This is a genomic window from Arthrobacter sp. 24S4-2 (genome assembly GCF_005280255.1).
Taxonomy (GTDB): Bacteria; Actinomycetota; Actinomycetes; order Actinomycetales; family Micrococcaceae; genus Arthrobacter.
In genome coordinates this window covers 3,598,710-3,617,455 of record NZ_CP040018.1, presented here as the reverse complement: position 1 = coordinate 3,617,455, position 18,746 = coordinate 3,598,710, and the positions used below count along the sequence as shown (strand labels likewise).

At 66.2% G+C, this 18,746-nt stretch carries 15 protein-coding genes and 1 pseudogene; 10 read left to right on the top strand and 6 right to left on the bottom strand.

The genetic code is table 11. The features are described 5' to 3' along the window. Positions 1 to 58: 58 nt before the first annotated feature. The 3 genes from FCN77_RS16810 to FCN77_RS16800 all read left to right on the top strand — a co-directional run bounded on the left by FCN77_RS16810 (position 59) and on the right by FCN77_RS16800 (position 5,842). Positions 59 to 1,231, top strand: coding sequence for an exonuclease SbcCD subunit D (locus tag FCN77_RS16810; protein WP_137323183.1), 1,173 nt, complete (start codon positions 59 to 61; stop codon positions 1,229 to 1,231). Continuing rightward, a complete protein-coding gene (locus FCN77_RS16805; protein WP_137323182.1) occupies positions 1,228 to 4,290 on the top strand; it encodes an AAA family ATPase in 3,063 nt (1,020 codons plus the stop codon). Before FCN77_RS16810 ends, FCN77_RS16805 begins: the two co-directional genes overlap by 4 nt. An 88-nt stretch (positions 4,291 to 4,378) precedes the next feature. After that, entirely contained in the window at positions 4,379 to 5,842 is a 1,464-nt protein-coding gene (locus tag FCN77_RS16800; protein ID WP_254678599.1) for an MFS transporter, read from the top strand. An 18-nt stretch (positions 5,843 to 5,860) separates the two neighbouring features. Here FCN77_RS16800 and FCN77_RS16795 read toward each other — a convergent pair whose 3' ends face one another. Beyond that, positions 5,861 to 6,595, bottom strand: a complete 735-nt coding sequence (locus FCN77_RS16795; protein WP_137323181.1) for an IclR family transcriptional regulator — start codon at positions 6,593 to 6,595, stop codon at positions 5,861 to 5,863. A 142-nt stretch (positions 6,596 to 6,737) separates the two neighbouring features. Between FCN77_RS16795 and FCN77_RS16790 the strand changes: the two genes are divergently transcribed. The 4 genes from FCN77_RS16790 (at position 6,738) to FCN77_RS16775 (ending at position 10,914) form a co-directional block, all read left to right on the top strand. Continuing rightward, positions 6,738 to 7,277 carry a flavin reductase family protein gene (locus FCN77_RS16790; protein ID WP_175417294.1) on the top strand — a complete coding sequence of 180 codons (540 nt, stop codon included), beginning with the start codon at positions 6,738 to 6,740 and terminating at the stop codon, positions 7,275 to 7,277. A 55-nt stretch (positions 7,278 to 7,332) separates the two neighbouring features. Then, positions 7,333 to 8,787 carry a 4-hydroxyphenylacetate 3-monooxygenase, oxygenase component gene (gene hpaB, locus FCN77_RS16785; RefSeq protein WP_137323180.1) on the top strand — a complete coding sequence of 485 codons (1,455 nt, stop codon included), beginning with the start codon at positions 7,333 to 7,335 and terminating at the stop codon, positions 8,785 to 8,787. Positions 8,788 to 8,918: 131 nt separating this feature from the next. Then, the gene (locus FCN77_RS16780; protein ID WP_137323179.1) at positions 8,919 to 10,253 is read left to right on the top strand and encodes an MFS transporter; all 1,335 of its coding nucleotides are present in this window, start codon (positions 8,919 to 8,921) and stop codon (positions 10,251 to 10,253) included. A gap of 250 nt (positions 10,254 to 10,503) precedes the next feature. Next, positions 10,504 to 10,914: a hypothetical protein gene (locus FCN77_RS16775; protein ID WP_137323178.1), complete on the top strand. Its 411-nt coding sequence runs from the start codon at positions 10,504 to 10,506 to the stop codon at positions 10,912 to 10,914. Positions 10,915 to 10,947: 33 nt separating this feature from the next. Here the strand turns inward: FCN77_RS16775 and FCN77_RS16770 are convergent, their stop codons facing one another. The 5 genes and pseudogenes from FCN77_RS16770 to FCN77_RS16750 all read right to left on the bottom strand — a co-directional run bounded on the left by FCN77_RS16770 (position 10,948) and on the right by FCN77_RS16750 (position 15,850). Continuing rightward, positions 10,948 to 11,775 carry an alpha/beta fold hydrolase gene (locus FCN77_RS16770; protein ID WP_137323177.1) on the bottom strand — a complete coding sequence of 276 codons (828 nt, stop codon included), beginning with the start codon at positions 11,773 to 11,775 and terminating at the stop codon, positions 10,948 to 10,950. 4 nt (positions 11,776 to 11,779) lie between these two features. Further along, positions 11,780 to 12,109, bottom strand: coding sequence for a biotin/lipoyl-containing protein (locus FCN77_RS16765; RefSeq protein WP_137323176.1), 330 nt, complete (start codon positions 12,107 to 12,109; stop codon positions 11,780 to 11,782). After that, the gene (locus FCN77_RS16760) at positions 12,102 to 13,166 is read right to left on the bottom strand and encodes an alpha-ketoacid dehydrogenase subunit beta (RefSeq protein WP_137323175.1); all 1,065 of its coding nucleotides are present in this window, start codon (positions 13,164 to 13,166) and stop codon (positions 12,102 to 12,104) included. Before FCN77_RS16760 ends, FCN77_RS16765 begins: the two co-directional genes overlap by 8 nt. Beyond that, positions 13,159 to 14,127 (bottom strand): thiamine pyrophosphate-dependent enzyme, encoded by a 969-nt coding sequence (locus FCN77_RS16755; protein WP_254679036.1) that lies wholly within the window; start codon positions 14,125 to 14,127, stop codon positions 13,159 to 13,161. The genes FCN77_RS16760 and FCN77_RS16755 overlap by 8 nt, the downstream gene beginning before the upstream one ends. Positions 14,128 to 14,465: 338 nt before the next feature. Continuing rightward, positions 14,466 to 15,850: pseudogene (locus FCN77_RS16750) on the bottom strand (amino acid permease). A 174-nt stretch (positions 15,851 to 16,024) separates the two neighbouring features. Between FCN77_RS16750 and FCN77_RS16745 the strand changes: the two are divergent. The 3 genes from FCN77_RS16745 (at position 16,025) to nadA (ending at position 18,671) form a co-directional block, all read left to right on the top strand. Continuing rightward, positions 16,025 to 16,495, top strand: coding sequence for an Lrp/AsnC family transcriptional regulator (locus FCN77_RS16745; RefSeq protein WP_137323174.1), 471 nt, complete (start codon positions 16,025 to 16,027; stop codon positions 16,493 to 16,495). Between the two features lie 143 nt (positions 16,496 to 16,638). Next, a complete protein-coding gene (locus FCN77_RS16740; RefSeq protein ID WP_137323173.1) occupies positions 16,639 to 17,349 on the top strand; it encodes an NUDIX domain-containing protein in 711 nt (236 codons plus the stop codon). After that, entirely contained in the window at positions 17,346 to 18,671 is a 1,326-nt protein-coding gene (gene nadA / locus FCN77_RS16735) for a quinolinate synthase NadA (RefSeq protein WP_137323172.1), read from the top strand. The genes FCN77_RS16740 and nadA overlap by 4 nt, the downstream gene beginning before the upstream one ends. Positions 18,672 to 18,746: the final 75 nt, after the last annotated feature.

The window sequence follows — 18,746 nt, the reverse complement described above, 5'->3', positions numbered from 1 at the left end:
CCTGCCCGGACCGTGTTTGTGCCGCAAAAATGTCGGTGCCGGCGGATAGCTTAGAAATATGCGGATATTGCACACCTCCGACTGGCATCTGGGCCGGTCATTCCACGGCGTAGGCATGCTCGGGGCCCAGCAGGGCTTCATTGACCAGCTGGTCGGCTACGTCCGCGCGCAGGGAGTGGACGTCGTCCTGATTGCCGGCGACGTCTACGACCGCGCCCTGCCCGGCGTGGACGTGGTCCGCCTGCTTGACGATGCCCTGGTGCGGCTGACCGACGCCGGGGCGCAGGTGGTCCTGACCAGCGGCAACCACGATTCCGCGATCCGCCTCGGGTTTGCCTCAAGGCTGCTGGAGCGCGGGGGAGTGCACCTGCGGACGCGGCTGGCGGAGCTGGACGTGCCCGTGGAATTTCCGTTGGACAGTGCAGAAGACGGCCCTGTGCTCGCCATCTACGGCATTCCGTGGCTGGAACCACGCCTGGTGGCCGAACAACTCGGCGTCGAACCCGCCAGCCACTTCGAGGTGACCCGTGCCGCCACGGAACGGATCCGGGCGGATGTGCATGCCCGTGCAAAGACCCGCCAGGTTCATTCCGTGGTGCTGGCCCACACTTTCGCCAGCGGCGGCATCAGCTCGGACAGTGAACGCGACCTGAGCATCGGGGGAGTCGGCGCCGTGCCACTGGACCTGTTCGACGGCTTCGGCTACACCGCAATGGGCCACCTGCATGGAAGGCAGACGCTGTCGCCGGAAGTCCGCTATTCCGGATCGCCTTTGGCCTACTCCTTTTCGGAAGCGAAGCACCGCAAAGGAGGCTGGCTGATCGACGTGGACGCCACCGGCATCACCGAAGTCAATGAAGTTGTGTGGGACGCCCCGCGTGCCCTCGCCGTCCTGCGGGGCAAGCTGGACCACCTCCTTTCAGCCGAGGAATACGCCTGGGCCGAGACCGCGTATTGCCAGATCACCGTCACGGATGCCCAGCGGCCCGCCCAGGCCATGGAAAAACTGCGCACCCGCTTCCCGGACACGCTGGTGCTGGGGTTCGATCCCGAAGGTGCCACCGCAGCCACCACGACCAGCTACAGCAGCAGGCTCGCCGAGTCTGAGGACGACCTCTCAATCTGCTGCGGCTTCCTGGAGCACGTCCGCGGCCGAAGCGCCGACGGGGCCGAATCGGCTGTGCTCCGGGAGGCCCTCGAAGCGGTGCGCCTGGAAGAGGCTTCATTATGAGGATCCACCGCCTCGAGATTTCCGCGTTCGGCCCCTTCGCCGGCACCGAAACCATCGACTTCGACCGCCTCAGCGCACACGGACTCTTCCTGCTGAACGGCGCCACCGGCGCCGGCAAGACCAGCGTGCTGGATGCCATCTGTTTTGCCCTCTACGGTTCGGTCCCCGGAGCCCGCCAGGACAGCAAGCGCCTCCGCAGCGACCACGCCGACGTTGCCGCCGAACCCCGCGTCACCTGCGAGTTTTCTGCCAAGGGCCGGCATTTTGAGGTCTCGCGGAGTCCGGCCTGGAACAAGCCCAGCGCCAGGGGCAGGAACGGTTTCACCGAGCAGAAAGCCAACACCCTGCTCCGGGAACGCGTTGACGGCCAATGGGTCGAGAAATCCGGCCGGAACGACGAAGCCGGGGCGGAAATCACCGCCGTCCTGGGCATGGACCGTGACCAGTTCACCCGTGTGGTCATGCTCCCGCAGGGTGACTTTGCCGCCTTCCTACGCTCCAAGCCCACGGACAGGCTCGAGTTGCTGCAGAGCCTCTTCGGCACCCAGCGCTTCGAAGCCGTGGAACAGGAACTCGCCCGCAGGGCCGCGGATGCCCGCGCGGAGGTGGCCACCCTGAATGGCCAGCTGGAGTTGCTCCTGGCACAGGCGCGCTCCGAGGCAGCTGCCGCGGAAGCGGATCAGTCCGGCGCGGCACCGGAAGGAGCGGAAGAACTTCTTGAATGGCTCGGGGAAACCGCCGCGGCACGGGCCAGCCGTTTGAGGTCCGAAGCGGACCAGACTGCGCTGCGGCGGGCCGGGACGGCACGTGTCCTCGAGGCCGCAAACGCGCGTGCCGCGCGACAGGAGAAACTCGCCGCAGCGGAACGGCGGCGATCAGCGGCCGACGCCGGCCAGCCGGAACTCGACAGAATGGCGTCACAGCTGCGTGCGCACCGCAGCGCCGAGGTGCTCAGTGGGCACCTTCAGAGTGTGGAAAAGGCCGAAGAGGCCGAACAGCTGGCTGAACGGGCCATGGCGGCAGTAGCGGACGAGCTGCAGGGCGTTGCTGTCCGTGACCCGGAACTGGCTGCCTTCCCCGGCAGTGGCAGCCGCAGTGGTGACGACGGTCCCTCCTCCGACGTCGCCGCCGTGCGCCAGGAGCTCAGCCGTCTGCTGTCCCTGCGTGCGGTGCTGGAGGAACGGCTGCCTGATGAGGCCAGGTTTGCCGGAATGGCCGCCCGCAGCAGCGAACTGCACAAGACGCTGGAACAGTTCAGAGACAGGAGCCGGTCCGGTGCTGCCGCGCTGGATGCGTTGCGCGGCGAAGCCACGTCGCTCCTTGCGGGACTCCGGCCTCTTGAAGGGCTCGCAGCCGTTGCCCAGCTGCGGACCAAGGAAGCTGCCTCAGCCGAAGAACTCGTTTCGGTGGTGGGGCGGTACGCAGCGGCGGCGGGGGTATGTTCCGGCATTGCCGAACAGCACCGGCTTGCCCGCGATGACTATCAGGACCACCGCCAGCGCTGGCTGGATCTCCGGGAGGAACGGCTCGCCAACGCCGCGGCGGAACTCGCTGCACGGCTGCAGCCCGCTGAGCCCTGCCCGGTATGCGGCAGCCCCGAACATCCGTCACCTGCACCGGCGGCTTCCGCCGCGCTGGTAATCGCCGAAGCGGAGCATGCGGCTCAGCAGGCCAGCGAGGCAGCCGAGGTTGCCTTGAGCGTGCTGGGGCGCGAACTGGCGGAGGCCCATCAGACAGTCGCCGTTTTGGCGGCCCAAGGCGGGGATACCCCGCCGGAAGAAGCCCGCCGGGACGCCGCCCTGGCGAGGCAACGGGCGGAAGATGCCAACCGCGCTGCCGAGGACCTGGCGGCCAGCCGGGAACGGCATGCGGAACTGGAAGAACAGATCGCGGCCGCGGAAACAGCCCAGGTCGAAACGGCGTCCGGAATCGCGCAGACAGAGACCACCCTCGCCGAGGTCCGTGAACAGTCTGAGGCGCTGGAAGATGCCCTGCGCCACCTTCGCGCGGACCACCCGACGCTCGGCCACCGCATCGTCGCCGTGAAGGGGAGCACCGCCCTTCTTGAACGGGCGGACGCTGCACGGACCCGGTTGGAGCAGGCAGTTCAACGGACTGCCGATGCGCGCCAGCAACTGGAACAGGCGTTACCGGAATCCGGCTTCGAAACGGCAGCAGCGGCGCGGTCGTTCCTGCTCCCTGCAGCCGAGCCCGCGAGGCTTGAAGCAGCCATCCGTGCCGGGCATGATGAAGCAGCCCGGGTCCAGGAACTGTTCGCCGGCGAGGAACTCACGCTGGCCGCGCACGAGCTGGAGCTGCACGGTCCGTTCGACGCCGTCCCGGTGCTCGAGCAGTTGGGCCGGGAGGCCGCGGACGCCGAACGGCAGGCCAAGGAAGCCGACCTCGTCCTGGGCCTCGCTGACCAGTCCGTGCGCGCCGGGCGCCGGATCGCTGCGGACTACGCCCGGCTGGCCGCGAGCGGCAAAGGCCCCCGTGAGCGTGCAGCGCTGCTGACTGCCGTGGCCGAGGCCGCCCGCGGCGCCGGCGACAACAACTACCGGATGAGCCTCAACAGCTACGTGCTTGCGGCGAGGCTCGAACAGGTGGCCATCGCAGCCTCGGAGCGCCTGGTCGGCATGAGTGATGGCCGCTACACCCTGCAGCACACTGATGCCAGGGCCGCCCGCGGAGCCAAGTCCGGCCTCGGCCTGGAAGTCGTGGACCAGTGGACAGGCCACCGAAGGGACACCGCCACGCTGTCCGGAGGTGAATCGTTCATGGCCTCTCTGGCCCTTGCCCTCGGCCTCGCGGACGTCGTGCAGCAGGAGTCCGGCGGGGTGGATATCGAAACGCTCTTCGTGGACGAGGGCTTTGGGAGCCTCGACGAGCAGGCCCTGGAACAGGTCATGGACGCCTTGGAAGGGCTCCGGGACGGCGGCCGCGTGGTGGGGCTGGTGAGCCACGTGCCGGAGATGAAGCAGCGCATCAGCACCCAGCTCCAGGTGGTCAAGGGACGGAACGGTTCCCTCCTCCACATTTCTGACGACGCCCTCGGCTGATTCCGGGGCCTCGGCTACAATTAACGGGTTACCGGGTCACGCGCATCGGGAGGAGGGACGATGCGCACTACTTAGAGAACCCGGAATCATGATCACCTCAACGTCTTCACAGGCATCCGCCCCTTCATCCGCGGCACCATCCATCGCCGCACAAGCTTCCGCCGCGCCATCATCGGCCGCGGACACCCCGCACACCGCACCAGCTGCCAGACCGGTTTCCCCGCAGGAATCCCCGCGGGATTCCCGCCCGGGCGGCCGTTATTCCCGCCTTCCGCTGCTGGCCGGCAAGGGGTTCATCCCGCTGGGACTGTTCGCCCGCCTTCCGCTGGCCATGCTGACAGTGGGCGCACTGACCCTCGTCACGTCCGTGACAGGCTCCTACGCCGTCGGGGGAGCGGCGGCAGGCGCGGTGGGCATCGGCTCCGCGCTGGGAGCCCCTGTCCTGGGTGCCCTGGCTGACCGGCTCGGCCAGCGCCCCGTGCTCATCTTCGCGGCAACATTCAACACCGTGGCTGTCGCCGCGCTCATCCTCACGGCGTACTTCGTTCCGGCCGGCCAGGACCTGGCGGCGGCGCTTCCTGTCCTCGCCGCTGCATTTGTGGCGGGGGCCAGTTGTCCCCAGGTGGGCCCGCTGGCCCGCGTGCGCTGGATGGCCCTGACCGCCCGTGGCGGCAGGGACAGCAGGGCCCGGGACCTGGATGCGGCACTCTCGTACGAAAGCACGGCGGATGAGCTGACGTTCGTGCTGGGGCCCGCCTTGGTCGGTATCCTGGCCAGCCTGATTGCCCCGTGGATTCCACTGGCCCTCGCTGCGGCCCTGACTGCCACCCTGGTTCCCGCGTTCGCGGTGCACCGCACGCACCTCGCCGTGCCGCTGAGCGTCCGGCGTCCCCGGACCAGCCGCCCCCGGAGCAGCCGGAGCAGCCGGGACGCGGGAACGGCCGCGGACCCTGCAGTTCCGGGCCGCAGTGCCACCGGGATGGCAGCCGTGGCCCTGCCGTTCCTGGCGATGGTCTGCATGGGAACTTTCTTCGGCTCCACCCAGACGGGGCTGAGTTCCTTCTCGGCGAGCTTCGCCGCAGCCGAAATCGCGGGCCTGCTTTATGCCGTCATGGGGCTGAGCTCTGCCGCGGCCGCACTCAGCGTTGCCTACTGGCCGCAGGGCTTCAGCCTGTCGGCGCGGTGGATGGTTTCTGCCGCCTCGATGGCCGGGCTCGCAGTCCTCCTGCTGCTCCCGGGCTCGACACTTCCGATGGTGCTGGTGCTGCTTGTCCTTGGACTGCCCGTGGGTCCGCTGATGGTCACGGTCTTCGCCATCGGCGGAGTCGTCGCCCCGGCCGGGCGGCTGGGAACGGTCATGACCGCCCTGGCCAGCGGCATTGTCGCGGGCACGGCCCTGGGTTCGTCCATCGCGGGGCAGCTTGCACAACACCAGGGCTATACAGCTGCTTTTATGGTGCCCGTCTGCGCCGCGGCGGGTCTGTTCCTGCTGGGAGCCGCTGCCGCCGTCGTGGTCCGCAACCGCAAGTCAACGGCGGCAGCCGGCAACTAGCGCCGCCGCGTCAGCGCCCTAGAGCAGTTGCTTTTCTATCCGCGCAGCGCTCACCGTGAGGGCGGCCGCCACTTCGGCCGGATCCTGCGTTGAACGGATATAGACGACGGCGACCGACGCTGGCCGCCCGCCGGGCACGTTGATGGGGACAGCAAGGGATGACACCCCGGCGATGACTTCATCGTGGCTCGCCGCGTAGCCCCTTTTCCTGGCCTCGGCTGACTCGGCCCGGTAGGGAATTCCCGGCGCCAGGGCGGTCCAGTCCTGTTCCGTAAGCGCCGACTGGATGGCAATGCCGGGGGCGCCGGCGCTTATCGGGTGCCGTGAGCCGGGGTGCTGGACCACTGTGGCGGCCGAGTGCCTCGGTTCCACAGTCACCAGCGTGATGCAGTCCTGGTGGTCCCAGACTGCAATGAAGGCCGTCATGTTCAGTGTATTGGCAAGCTGGGTGAGCTCCGGCAGGGCCGCGGACTGCAGGTTGCGGGCCACGCCCCTCGCCAGGACGGCCAGGCCCGGGCCGGGCTGGACCCTGCCGGCGTCGTCCCGGACCAGCAGTGAATGATCCTCCAGCGTGCGAAGGATCCGGTACGCCACGGAGCGGTGGACCCCCATGGCGTCCGCAAGTTCCGCGATGGTCAGTGGCCGCTCGGCCTCGGCCAGGATTTCCAGCGCGCGGATGCCGCGCGAGAGCGTCTGGGACGGCGAGGCCTGGGCCGGCGCAGCCTGTGCTCCGGCGCCTGCGGTTTGAGTCATGCTGTCCATCCTAGGCCGGGTTCCGGAGAGGTCCGGCCCCGGGGTCTTGTGTTGCGGCTCACTTTGGGCTAGCGTTCCATATGGGAACTAGATGTTCAACTATCGAACACCTCTAATATAGGACAGACAATCCAAGGGATCAATGATGATTGCCACGCCCCGGTCGGGAGGGGCCCCCGAAGCCGCCGGCAGGATGTTCACCCCGCCGGCCCACCATTTCCGTGGCAGCCTCGGAAGGTTTGCCACCGGGGTGGCGATCGTGACGTTCGACGGCGCCACCAGGCGCCACGGGATCACCGTCAATTCGTTCACGTCCGTGTCCATGGAGCCGCCGCTGGTGCTTGTCAGCATTGCCCGCACCGCCAAAGCCCATGATGAGTTGTCCGGGCGGCCGTTCACGGTGAACATCCTTGGCGCCGAACAGCGGCATCTGGCCTTGCACTTCGCCGGCCGTCCTGGTCCCGAGCCCCGGTGGGTGGAAGGCGGAACTGCACCGCGTCTGTCCAGTGTCCTCGCCTATTTCGAGTGCAAGCCATGGGCGGAGTACGACGGCGGCGACCACACCCTGTATCTCGGCGAGGTGGTGGATTTCAACTACCGCAACGGGGACGCCCTGGCTTTCGCCAACAGCACCTTCACCACCATCCCGGAGAGCCAGTTGGGAATGGAGGACCTCCTCTAGCAACCACAAAATCACTGCCAAGCTCCCTGCAGCTCAACGACGACTGGAGAAAACAATGGGTATCCGTACCGGACAGCAGTACCTGGACAAGCTCAACGCGATGACGCCGCATGTGGTGATCGACGGGGAGCTTGTCAGCGAAAAGATCGCCGAACATCCCGCGTTCCGAAACGTGGCCCGCTCCTACGCGAAGCTTTTCGACATGCAGCATGACCCCGCATACCAGGAGGCGCTGACGTATGCCTCGCCGTCCACCGGTGACCTGGTGAATGCCTCCTTCCTGGTTCCGAAGACCATCGAGGACCTGGAGCGCCGGCGAAGGGCAATATCCACCTGGGCCGAATCCTCCAACGGATTCCTGGGACGCTCCGGCGACTACATGAACTCCTCGTTGACGGCCCTCAGCACCGCGCAGAAATGGTTCGCCCAGGCCGACCCCAAGTTCGGTGAAAACATCCTCAACTACTACGAGTGGGCTCGTGAGAATGATGTCCTGGCCACGCATACGCTGATCCCGCCGCAGGTCAACCGCTCCGTCTCCGGCGCCGAGCAGATGGGCGGGCAGCTGACGGCGCACATCGTCGAGGAGCGTGAGGACGGCATCGTGATCAGCGGCGCCCGGATGCTGGCCACCATCGCCCCGATTGCCGATGAACTGCTGGTTTTCCCGTCAACCGTGCTGCGCGGCACTCCCGAGGATGCCCCGTACTCCTTCGCATTTGCCATCCCCAATGATGCGCCGGGCCTTCGCTACCTGTGCCGCACCTCGCTGTACAACGGAGGCAGCACCCATGACGAGCCTCTGGCCTCGCGTTATGAGGAGATGGACGCCGTCGCGGTCTTTGACAACGTGTTCGTGCCGAGGGAGCGGATCTTCATGCTCGGGAACCCGCAGCTGTGCAATGCCTTCTACACGGAAACCGGCGCTGGTGCCCTGATGACGCACCAGGTTGTCACCCGGACCATCGCCAAGAGCGAGTTCTTCCTGGGCCTGGCGTCCGAGCTTGCCGATTCGATCGGGATCGACGGTTTCCAGCATATCCAGGAGGACATTGCAGAGCTGATCATCGACGTCGAAATCGGCAAGGCGCTGGTCCGCGCGTCCGAGGCGGATGCCCAGCTCAATGACGCCGGCTTGATGCTGCCCAAGTGGTCCACGCTGAACGCTGCCAGGAACTGGTACCCCAAGGTCGCCCAGCGTTTCCCGCAAATCATCCGGAAGTTCTCGGCGTCGGGGCTGATGGCGCTGCCCGGAGAAGCTGACGTCAACAGCGAGGCCAGGGCGGATATCGACAAGTACCTGCAGGGCAAAACCCTCACCGGCCCCGAGCGTGTCCGTCTGTTCAAGCTGGCCTTTGACGCCTCAATCTCAGGGTTCTCGGGCCGGCAGTCGCTCTACGAGTACTTCTTCTTCGGGGATCCCGTCCGCATGGCCGGGGCCCTCGTCAACACCTATGACCGCGAGCCGGTACGGGCAAGGGTCCGGGAATTCCTCAACCGGCAGGACTGAGATCCCGCAAAGATTTAAGTGCGTTTTGTCACACATTCGAGTATCCTCATACCAACTGACCGTTCGATCAGTAAATCGCACGGCCACACCTCATCTCCGGCAGTTGCACTGCCCCCAGCCATGGAGTTCCAATGACCGCAACTTCACACGTCGATTCAGAGGCGGGCCCCAGCAGCAAGCATGAGGAACGCAAAGTCCTCGCGGGCACGCTGGTCGGCACCACCATCGAGTGGTACGACTTCTTCATCTTCGCCCAGCTGACAGCAACGCTGTTGTCCCCGCTGTTCCTTGCCCCGCTGAACGATTCCAACCCGGGTCTTGCGCAGATCCTGTCCTTCGCATTGATCGGCATCAGCTTCCTGTTCCGCCCGCTCGGCGCGATCATTGCCGGTCACCTCGGGGACCGCCTGGGACGAAAGGCGATGCTGGTGTTCACGCTCATAATGATGGGTGCTGCGACGGCGCTGATCGGCGTGCTGCCGACCTACGCCCAGATCGGCGTCTGGGCTCCCATCATGCTGATCACCCTCCGCATCATCCAAGGCTTCTCCGCCGGCGGTGAATGGGGCGGTGCTGCCCTGATGGCAGTCGAGCACGCACCCATGAGCAAGCGAGGCCTGTTCGGTGCCTACCCGCAGATCGGGGTTCCGGTCGGCATGATCCTCGCCACGGGCCTGCTGTTCTTCCTCAACACCGGCATGTCGAAGGAAGACTTCGCCTCGTGGGGCTGGCGCGTGCCGTTCCTGCTCTCAATCGTGCTGATCGTGGTGGGCTACCTGATCCGCCGCGCAGTCGCCGAGAGCCCCGTCTTCAAGGAAATGATCGAGCGCAAGGAGAAGGCCAAGGCCCCGCTCGGCCAGCTGATCAAGCACCACAAGAAGTCTGTGCTCTACTCCACCATGATCTTCATCGGCAACAATGCAGCCGGCTACCTGCTGATCGCGTTCTTCATCTCCTATGCCACCAAGTCGCTGAAGATGCCGGTCGCGGAGATCCTTCTGGCCACCACGCTCGCGTCCTTCGGCTGGCTGATCTTCACGCTCGTGGGAGGCTGGCTCTCCGACAAAATCGGCCGGGTCAAGACATTCCTCATCGGCTACGGCATCGTGTTCGCCTGGATGATCCCGATGTTCGCCCTGATCGACACCAGGAACATCATGCTTTACGGCCTGGCCCTCTTCGTGCTGACCATCGGCCTCGGTCTTTCGTACGGCCCGATGTCCGCCATGTATGCCGAGATGTTCCCGGCCAGCGTCCGCTACTCCGGCATCTCCATCGGCTACGCCTTCGGTGCCATCCTGGGCGGCGCCTTCGCGGCCACCATTGCCGAAGCCCTGATGCAGAGCACCAAATGGACCGGCTCCATCGGCATCTACATCATGATCCTGTGCGTAATCTCGGCTGTCGGCGTCATCCTGGCCAAGGAGACCAAGGGCCGCCCGCTGGGCGTCAGCAGCCACCACTAGCGGCAGGCTGAAATCCGCGACGGCGGGCACGGACCAGAGCGGTCCGTGCCCGCCGCTGGTTGTGCCGGACGCTGTAGCTCCACGCCGCCGTCGTCCTCTTGCGGTGGCGGCGGCCGCCGGAAACATTGGAGCAAGGGGCGATGGGCACCACCATCCATCCATCGTATGGATAAATTGGGGTAGGGTCTCTGCTTGGAGGAACGCCCGGTGCGGCCCGCGGATAATTTGGACGAAGACATTGGGGGACGCGGTGGCCGGAATTTTCACCGCAGCGGACGCAACGCGCAGCCAGCAGCACGAACTCATGTCCGTCGTCCCGCCGTCCGATGTGTCGACGACGAAGCAGACCGAAAGCTCCCGCGCCCTCTTCGAGTGCGAGACCGGCGGGTACTACTGGCCGGGCACCATGGACGTTGTCCTCAGCGGAGACGCCGACGGCGCGGCGCTGCTGAAGCAGATCAAGACTGACTGGTCCGCCAAGAGCGGCTGGTCCGTCAAGGACAAGACGAGCGTCAACGGCGACCCGGAGCTGGTGATCGTCAGCGGGGAAGGCTATCTGCACTCGATCGAATTCAACCCGGAGCGGAACGCGCTCAACGTCCTATCCTCGTCCGCGTGCTTCCAGATGGCTGGAACTCCCGAGCCGGGCGTCGACTACTAGGCTTCCCTGAACCGAACCCGGAACGGCCAGTAGCTAGACGCCCAGGAAGTCCGTGGCTGCCTGCTTGAAGGTGCGGCTGGTGATCACATTGCTGTGGTTGCGGCCCGGAATCAGCAGCTGCTCCACGAGGGCACCGGATTTAGCGCCCAGCTCTGCCAGCTTGGGCATGGTGGCCGCGCGGTCGTCCTTCTCGCCGGCCACCAGCAGCATGGGCATGTGCGGGATGGCTTCGGCCGGATCGAAGGGCTCGCCCTTGATGGCTTCGACGAGTGAGAGCAGCGCGAAGATGTTGTTGCTGGGCAGCCCCTGGGCCATCTTCAGCAGTCCGGCCGTGGACTCGTCCGCGATGGGCGTGCCGTCGGCAAGGTAGCGCTGGGCAGCCACCAGATCAAAGGCCGCCAGCGGGTCCGCAATGTTGGGGCCTCCGAGCACCAGCCGGTGAACCAGCTCAGGCTGGGTGGCGCCGAATTCCCAGGCGAGCCGGGATCCCAGGGAATAACCGATTACGTCGAGCCCGCTGGCAGGATCGCCGTCCCGCAAAGGACGGACGCCGGCGTCGAACGCCACCTGCAGCAGGTCCGCGCGGATCCTGCTCGGTGTATAGGAGTCCATGTCCTCCGGGGCTCCGCTGCGGCCGTGGCCGGGAAGATCCACGGCGATGACCCGCCGGCCTGCCTCGAGCAGGGCGGCCAGCCAACCGGTGTCCTGCCAGTTCAACTTGGTCGAAGAGGAAAATCCGTGGAGCAGCAGGACGGGCCTCAGTCCCGGGTCGGTCTCCGGTTCATGCACCTCCACGTAGAGCTGGGGGTCGGTGCCCTCAACGGTGTGGTGGTGCTGCTCGCCGGTGTGCCTGCCGCTCATGGTGTCAGTCCTCATCAAGTACGGCGCTCAGGCGGACCCGGCGCTTCGGTGCCTCTTCCTTCGGGACCGTGCCCACGATGCCGGCGGTGTTGTCCGGCACCTCAAACACAATCAGGGGCTCGCCGACATTGATCTTGTCACCGGGCCCGCCGTGGATACGCACCACTTTACCTGCCTGCGGACTGGGCAGTTCAACAGCCGATTTGGTGGTTTCCACCTCGACGAGGGGCTGGTTCCGCTCCACGTGGTCACCGGGCGAAACCAGCCATGCCAGCACGGTCGCCTCGATCAGGCCCTCGCCGAGGTCGGGAAGCGGGAAGGAAAGTTCAGCCACGGCGGTACTCCAATACTCGCTGGATGCCAAAGAGGATCCGGTCAATGTTCGGGATGTATTCGTCTTCGAGGTCACCGGAGGGATACGGGACGTCGAAGCCGGTGATTCGCTCCACGGGAGCCTTGAGCGTGTCGAAGCAGCTCTGCGTGATCAGCTGGGCAACTTCGGCGCCCAGCCCCGAGGTCAGCGGCGCCTCATGGACGACGACGGCGCGGCGCGTCTTCGTCACGGACGCCGCCAGTGCGGCCGCGTCAATCGGCTTGAGCCAGCGCAGGTCAAGGACCTCGACGTCGATCCCGTCCTCGGCGGCGAGCTCGGCCACCTGCAGGCAGCGCGCTACCATGGCGCCCCACGCAACGAGAGTCAGGTGCCGCCCCTCGCGCATGATCTTGGCGCCGGTGGGGGCGCCACCGTCGGGGGATCCTGCGGGGTCTGCGGAGTCGAAGTTGACCTCGCCCTTCTGCCAGTAACGGGACTTGGGCTCCATGAAAATCACCGGGTCCGGCCGGGTGGCGGCGTACTTGAGCAGGTGGTAGGCCTCGTGCGGGTTCGACGGCGAAACCACCTTGAGCCCGGGAACGTGGGCAAAGAGTGCCTCGAGGCTTTCGCCGTGGTGTTCGGGGGCGCGGATGCCGCCGAAGCTGGGCACACGCAGGGTGATCGGCATCGGCAGTGTGCCCCGGCTGCGGTAGTTCATCCGGGCGATCTGGCAGACGATCTGGTTGATCGCCGGATAGGCGAAGCCGTCGAACTGGACCTCGGGAATCGGGTGGAAGCCGGCCATCGCCAGGCCCACGGACATGCCGAGGATGCCCGACTCGGCGAGCGGGGTGTCAAACACCCGGCCGGTTCCGTACTTCGCCTGGAGACCGTCCGTAATGCGGAACACGCCGCCCAGCCGCCCGCAGTCCTCGCCGAAGATCAGCGTTTTCGGATTCCCGGCCAGCAGCTCGTCGAGGGCGCGGTTCAGTGCCTGCTGCATGGAAAGCTGTTCAACCCCGTGGCGCGGAGTTCCATCGGCCATGGCGGCCTCGCTTTCAAGGATGGCGTTAGACATGTTCGGATTCCTCGCGCCAGCTGGCTGCCTGGGCCTGCAGTGCAGGCGTGGTTTCCTGGAAGACCAGGTCGAACATTTCGGTGCCGGGCCGGGATCCAAGCGCCTGGATGCCCGCCCGGATGTGTTCCTCTTCGGCCTTGGCGGCTGCCAGGGCTTCGGCAATGAAGGCTTCGTCGGCGACGCCGTCGGCGAGCAGTCGTTTCCGGAACCGTTCCAGCGGGTCCTCCCCGGCGCCGTCGCGCTCTTCGTTGAGGGAACGGTACCGGCCCGGATCATCCGAGGTGGAGTGCGGGCCGCGGCGGTAGGTCATGGCCTCGATCAGGACAGGCCCGTTGCCTGCCCGGCAGTGTGCGAAGGCGCTCCGGGTCGCTTCGACGACGGCGACGACGTCGTTGCCGTCAATCCGCAGCGCGGGGATGCCGTAGCCGGCGGCCCGGGCGGCCACGGAGCCGCCCGCCACCTGGCGTTCGGTGGGGACCGAGATGGCCCAGCCGTTGTTCTGGACGAAGAAGACCACGGGTGCCTTCATGACTGCAGCAAAGTTCATGGCTTCGTGGACGTCGCCCTGGGAGGACGCGCCGTCGCCGAAATAGGTCATGGCCACGCCGAGCTCTCCGTCTGCGGTGCCGGCCAGAGTCTGGCCGTGGGCCCAGCCCACGGCGTGGAGCACTGAACCGCCGACGACGGCCTGGATCGGGGCAAGCCGGGACTCCAGCGGATCGTACAGGCCGCCGTGCCACGTGGCCTTGTGGGTGGACATGTAGGCCACCATGTCCACGCCCATGGCCCGGGCGACGCCCATTTCGCGATAGGTGGGGAAGACGAAGTCACGGGTGGTGTCCACGGCGTAGCCGCTTCCCACCTGGGCGGCTTCCTGGCCGAGTTCTGGGGCATAGCCCGGGATGAGGCCCTGGCGCTGCCAGGCGACAGCCGAGGTGTCCAGGTGCCGGACGGCCACCATCAGCGAATACAGTGCGCGGAGCTCGTTGGCGTTCAGCGGCCCGGCCGGCGGGCCGGACAGCAGTTCGGAGTGTGGTTCCGACGGCGGGACGGCGTCGTTGCCGGCGGCCGGGGAAATCGGGGTATCCATAGCTGTGACCATAGTCACCCGCCGGAGGCTGGGCAATCAGCTCAGGGTTTACTGACCAGATTGCGAAAAGCTGCCATGAATGCAGCCGTATTGCATAGCAATTTGACTAGCAGAACCGGATTGGTCCGCACAGCCTTCCCAACTGAGTAGCAGCAGGTGTCGTTCTGAGCCCTCAAAACGACACCTGCTGCGACTTGGTTGGGAAGCGGCTACCGGGTCAGGCTTCCCTGGCGCGGTGCGGTGGCCTTGGCGCCGATCCGGCACGCCGCGGCAATCGCGGCAATCAGGATGAAGGTGCTCACCAGCTGCCGGCTGCTTTCAGCATTGCTGAACCCGACGGCGAAGATCAGTCCCAGCAGAACCAGTCCGAAGATGGTCAGGCCCGGGAAGCCCTTCATCCGGAGCGGAAGTTCGGTGCCGTCGCGGTCCGCGCGGCGGCGCAGGACCAGCTGGGAGACGAGGGCGGACCCCCAGACCATCAGGCAGGTGGAGCCCACCAGTTGGAAGAGTGCCGGCAGGATCTGTTCGGGGAAGAGGAGTTCCAGTACGGCGGCAACGAAGCCGAAGGCCACGGACACGCCCACGGCGATCACCGGCACTCTGGCCTTGTTAAGCTTCGAAAGGAAGCGCGGGGCTTCGCCGCGTTCAGCCAGGGAGTGGATCATCCGGGAGGCGCCGTAGAGGTTCGCGTTGAGGGCGGACAGCAGTGCGATGACAGCCACCAGGGTGATGGCCGTTCCGGCGCCCGGGATCCGTGCGGCGTCGAGGACGCCGGCGAACGGCGAGGCGAGCGCTTCGGAGGTGGCGGGCAGTACTGCGGCAATGACGAAGACCGAGCCGATGTAGAACACCAGGATCCGCCACAGCACCGTGCGGACCGCCAGTCCCACGCTGTGCCGGGGTTCTCTGTTTCGGCGGCCGCGATGCTCACGATCTCGGTGCCTCCGAACGCGAAGATCACCACGAACAGCGCCGTGGCGATGCCGCCGAGGCCTGCCGGCGCGAAGTTGCCGGTGATGTTTCCGAGGCCGGGGCTGGCTGCTTCCGGCAGCAATCCGAGGAGCAGGGCCGTGCCGATGCCCAGGAACAGCAGGATCGCCGCGACCTTGAGGATGGCGAACCAGAACTCGAATTCGCCGAAGTTGTTCACGCCGGCCAGGTTGATGGCCGTAAACACGGCCATGAACACCAGGGACAGCGCCCAGACGGGAACCACCGGCCATACCGTGAAGAGCAGGCCGGCCGCGCCGAGGGCCTCGGCTGCAATGACAACTACCAGCTGCAGCCACCACAGCCAGCCCACTGTGGCGCCCGCCGTTCGCCCCATCGCCTTTTCGGCGTAGACGGAAAAGGCGCCGCTGTTCGGGTTTGCCGCCGCCATCTCGCCCAGCGCCCACATCACCAGGATGATCAGCGTGCCGGCTACGAGGTAGGAGATCAGTACGGCGGGCCCTGCGGCCTGGATTCCCGCCCCCGAGCCGAGGAACAGTCCCGCTCCGATGGCGCTTCCCAGCCCCATCATGGTGAGCTGCCGGGGTTTCATGCTGTGGCCGAGCGTTGTGGATGGGCGCTCGGCGGTGGACTTCATCGTCATGCTTGCGAACCTTCTTGTGGTCGGTGGGTGTGGTCCTTTTGGGACTTCTTGAATTTACCGTCCCGGACGGACCGCTTCGCACGCCGCGCATGAGAGCATGGTGGCAGTTTGCAGACCCATCGCCGTATTATTCGGCGATTTGTGCCCTGCGGTGGCAGTCAGAAAGGAAATGCGATGAGTGTTGACGCCATAGACGCAAAAATTGTCAGATTCTTCACGGATTCACCCAGGGCGTCGGTGCTCGAAGCCTCGCGCGTGCTCAGGATTGCCCGGGCCACAGTCCAGTCGCGGCTGGACCGGATGTCGGCAAACGGAGTGATCGGCTCCTGGGTTCCCCAGCCGGACCCCGCGCACTTCGGCTACCCCGTGGTGGCGTTCTGTTCGCTCACCATCAACCAGGACCTGGGCCACGACGCCGTCGTCGAAGCGCTGTCCCGGATTCCCGAACTGATAGAGATCCACACCGTATCCGGCAGCTCCGACCTGATGGCCCGGATAGCGGCCCGGTCCAACCCGGACCTGCAGAGGGTCCTGGATGCCATGATCGCCACGAAAACCGTGTTGAGGTCCTCATCCGTGATCGTGCTGAACACGCACTTCCAGGGCCGTACGCTCCCGCTGCTCGAGGCCGCCGCCGCAATGTGACCTAAAGCATTTTGCCTACGGGCCGGGCAGTCGTACCATTAGTTCTAGTCAGTTTGACTATAACTAGCCACAGCGCCCGCTAACAGGGTGCCGGACAACGCCCTGGGTGCACCCCGCGGACGGAGAAAGCGGGGTGCACCGCCGTGTACACCACCTCAGCCAACGTTGCCGAGCGCCAGTCCGCGCCGCCCTCGCTGGCTATTTCGACGGTGATTTTCGCCCTCCGCCCCAGCGCGAAGTCCGGGCGCCCCACTCTGTGGATCCCGCTGGTGCGACGGATCCGTGAGCCGTTCAAGGGCCTGTGGGCACTTCCCGGCGGTCCGCTGACCCACGCCGAATCCCTGCAGGACGCGGCCTCGCGGAACTTGCGCGAAACCACCGGGCTGGCCCCGAACTACCTGGAGCAGCTCTACGCTTTTGGCGGCCTCCACCGGTCGCCCACGCAGCGCGTGGTGTCCATCGTGTACTGGGCGCTGGTCCAGCCCACGGAAGCGGCGCTCGCCGACGAGTCCGAAAACGTCAAGTGGTCACGGGCGGACCGCCTCGGAGACCTGGCGTTCGACCACAACGCCATCGTGGACTATGCCCTCTGGCGCCTGCGCAACAAGCTTGCCTACGGCTCCGTGGCCTACCACCTCCTGGGGGAGTACTTCACCCTGGCCCAGGTCCGGGAGGTCTACGAGGCAGTGCTGGACCGCGAACTGGATCCCGCCAATTTCCGGCGCCAGCTGAAATCCACGCCGGAAATAGAAGAAACCGGCGAATACCTCCAGGGCGGGAAACACCGCCCTCCCCGCCTCTACCGTTTTACCGGCCGCCCCGGCCTTGACCCAGATAACAGGAGCACACCATGAGCAGCGTCAACACAGCAATCCAGTTGATCACTCGCGAACAGGCCGGACAGGGGGCCATGGGCCTTACCACTGGTAATGCAACTGCCGCCGCCACCTGCAGCCCGGCACTGGCCCGAGGGCCCTGGGACTACGACCTGGCGGAGGCCCTCGCCGGTGTGCCCGCGTACGGCCCGGGCGCCTCGAGTGCGGACGTTGCGCCGGCCGCCACCCCGCGCCAGGGCCAGCTCCCGGAGGAATACAAAACGGCCAGCGACGCCGAACTGGACGCCCGTATCCGGGCAGCCAAGGCTGTCCTCGGGGACAAGGCAGTCATCCTGGGCCACTTCTACCAGCGGGACGAGGTCATTGAATACGCCGACTTCGTGGGCGACTCCTTCCAGCTGGCCAATGCCGCTTTGACCAAACCGGACGCCGAAGCCATCATCTTTTGCGGCGTGCACTTCATGGCGGAAACCGCGGACATCCTCTCCAAGCCGGACCAGGCGGTCATCCTGCCGAACCTCGCCGCGGGCTGCTCGATGGCGGACATGGCGGACATCGATTCGGTGACCGAATGCTGGGAGCAGCTGGAGGAGCTCTACGGCACCGAGCCCGACGCCGACGGCCGGGTTCCGGTCATCCCCGTCACCTACATGAATTCCTCCGCCGCACTCAAGGGATTCTGTGGCGAGCACGGCGGCATCGTCTGCACGTCATCCAACGCCGCCACGGTGCTCGAATGGGCCTTCCAGCGCGGCCAGCGGGTCCTGTTCTTCCCCGACCAGCACCTCGGCCGCAACACGGCCAAGGCCATGGGCGTACCCATGGAGCAGATGCCCATGTGGAACCCACGCAAGGACCTCGGCGGCAACGACGAGCAGACCCTGCTCGATTCCCGGGTGATCCTGTGGCACGGCTTCTGCTCGGTCCACAAGCGCTTCAATGTGGCGCAGATCGAGAAGGCCCGCGCCGACTTCCCGGGCGTCAATGTGATCGTGCACCCCGAGTGCCCCATGGAAGTTGTGGACGCCGCGGATTCCGCCGGCTCCACTGACTTCATCAGGAAGGCCATCGCCGCGGCCGCGGAACCAACCACGTTTGCCATCGGCACCGAGATCAACATGGTCAACCGGCTCGCCGCGGAATATCCGCAGCACACCATCTTCTGCCTGGACCCGGTGATCTGCCCGTGCTCCACCATGTACCGGATCCACCCGGGCTACCTCGCCTGGGTGCTCGAAGCGCTGGTCAACGGCGAGGTCCTCAACCGCATCACCGTGGACGACGACGTCGCAGCCCCGGCAAAGGTGGCCCTCGAACGGATGCTGGCGGCGCGGCCGTGACCAGGCCCACCGTGACCAGAGCCATCGCGACCGGGCCGCATGCGGTCGACGGCGGGGCGGCTCCGGCGGGCGGAA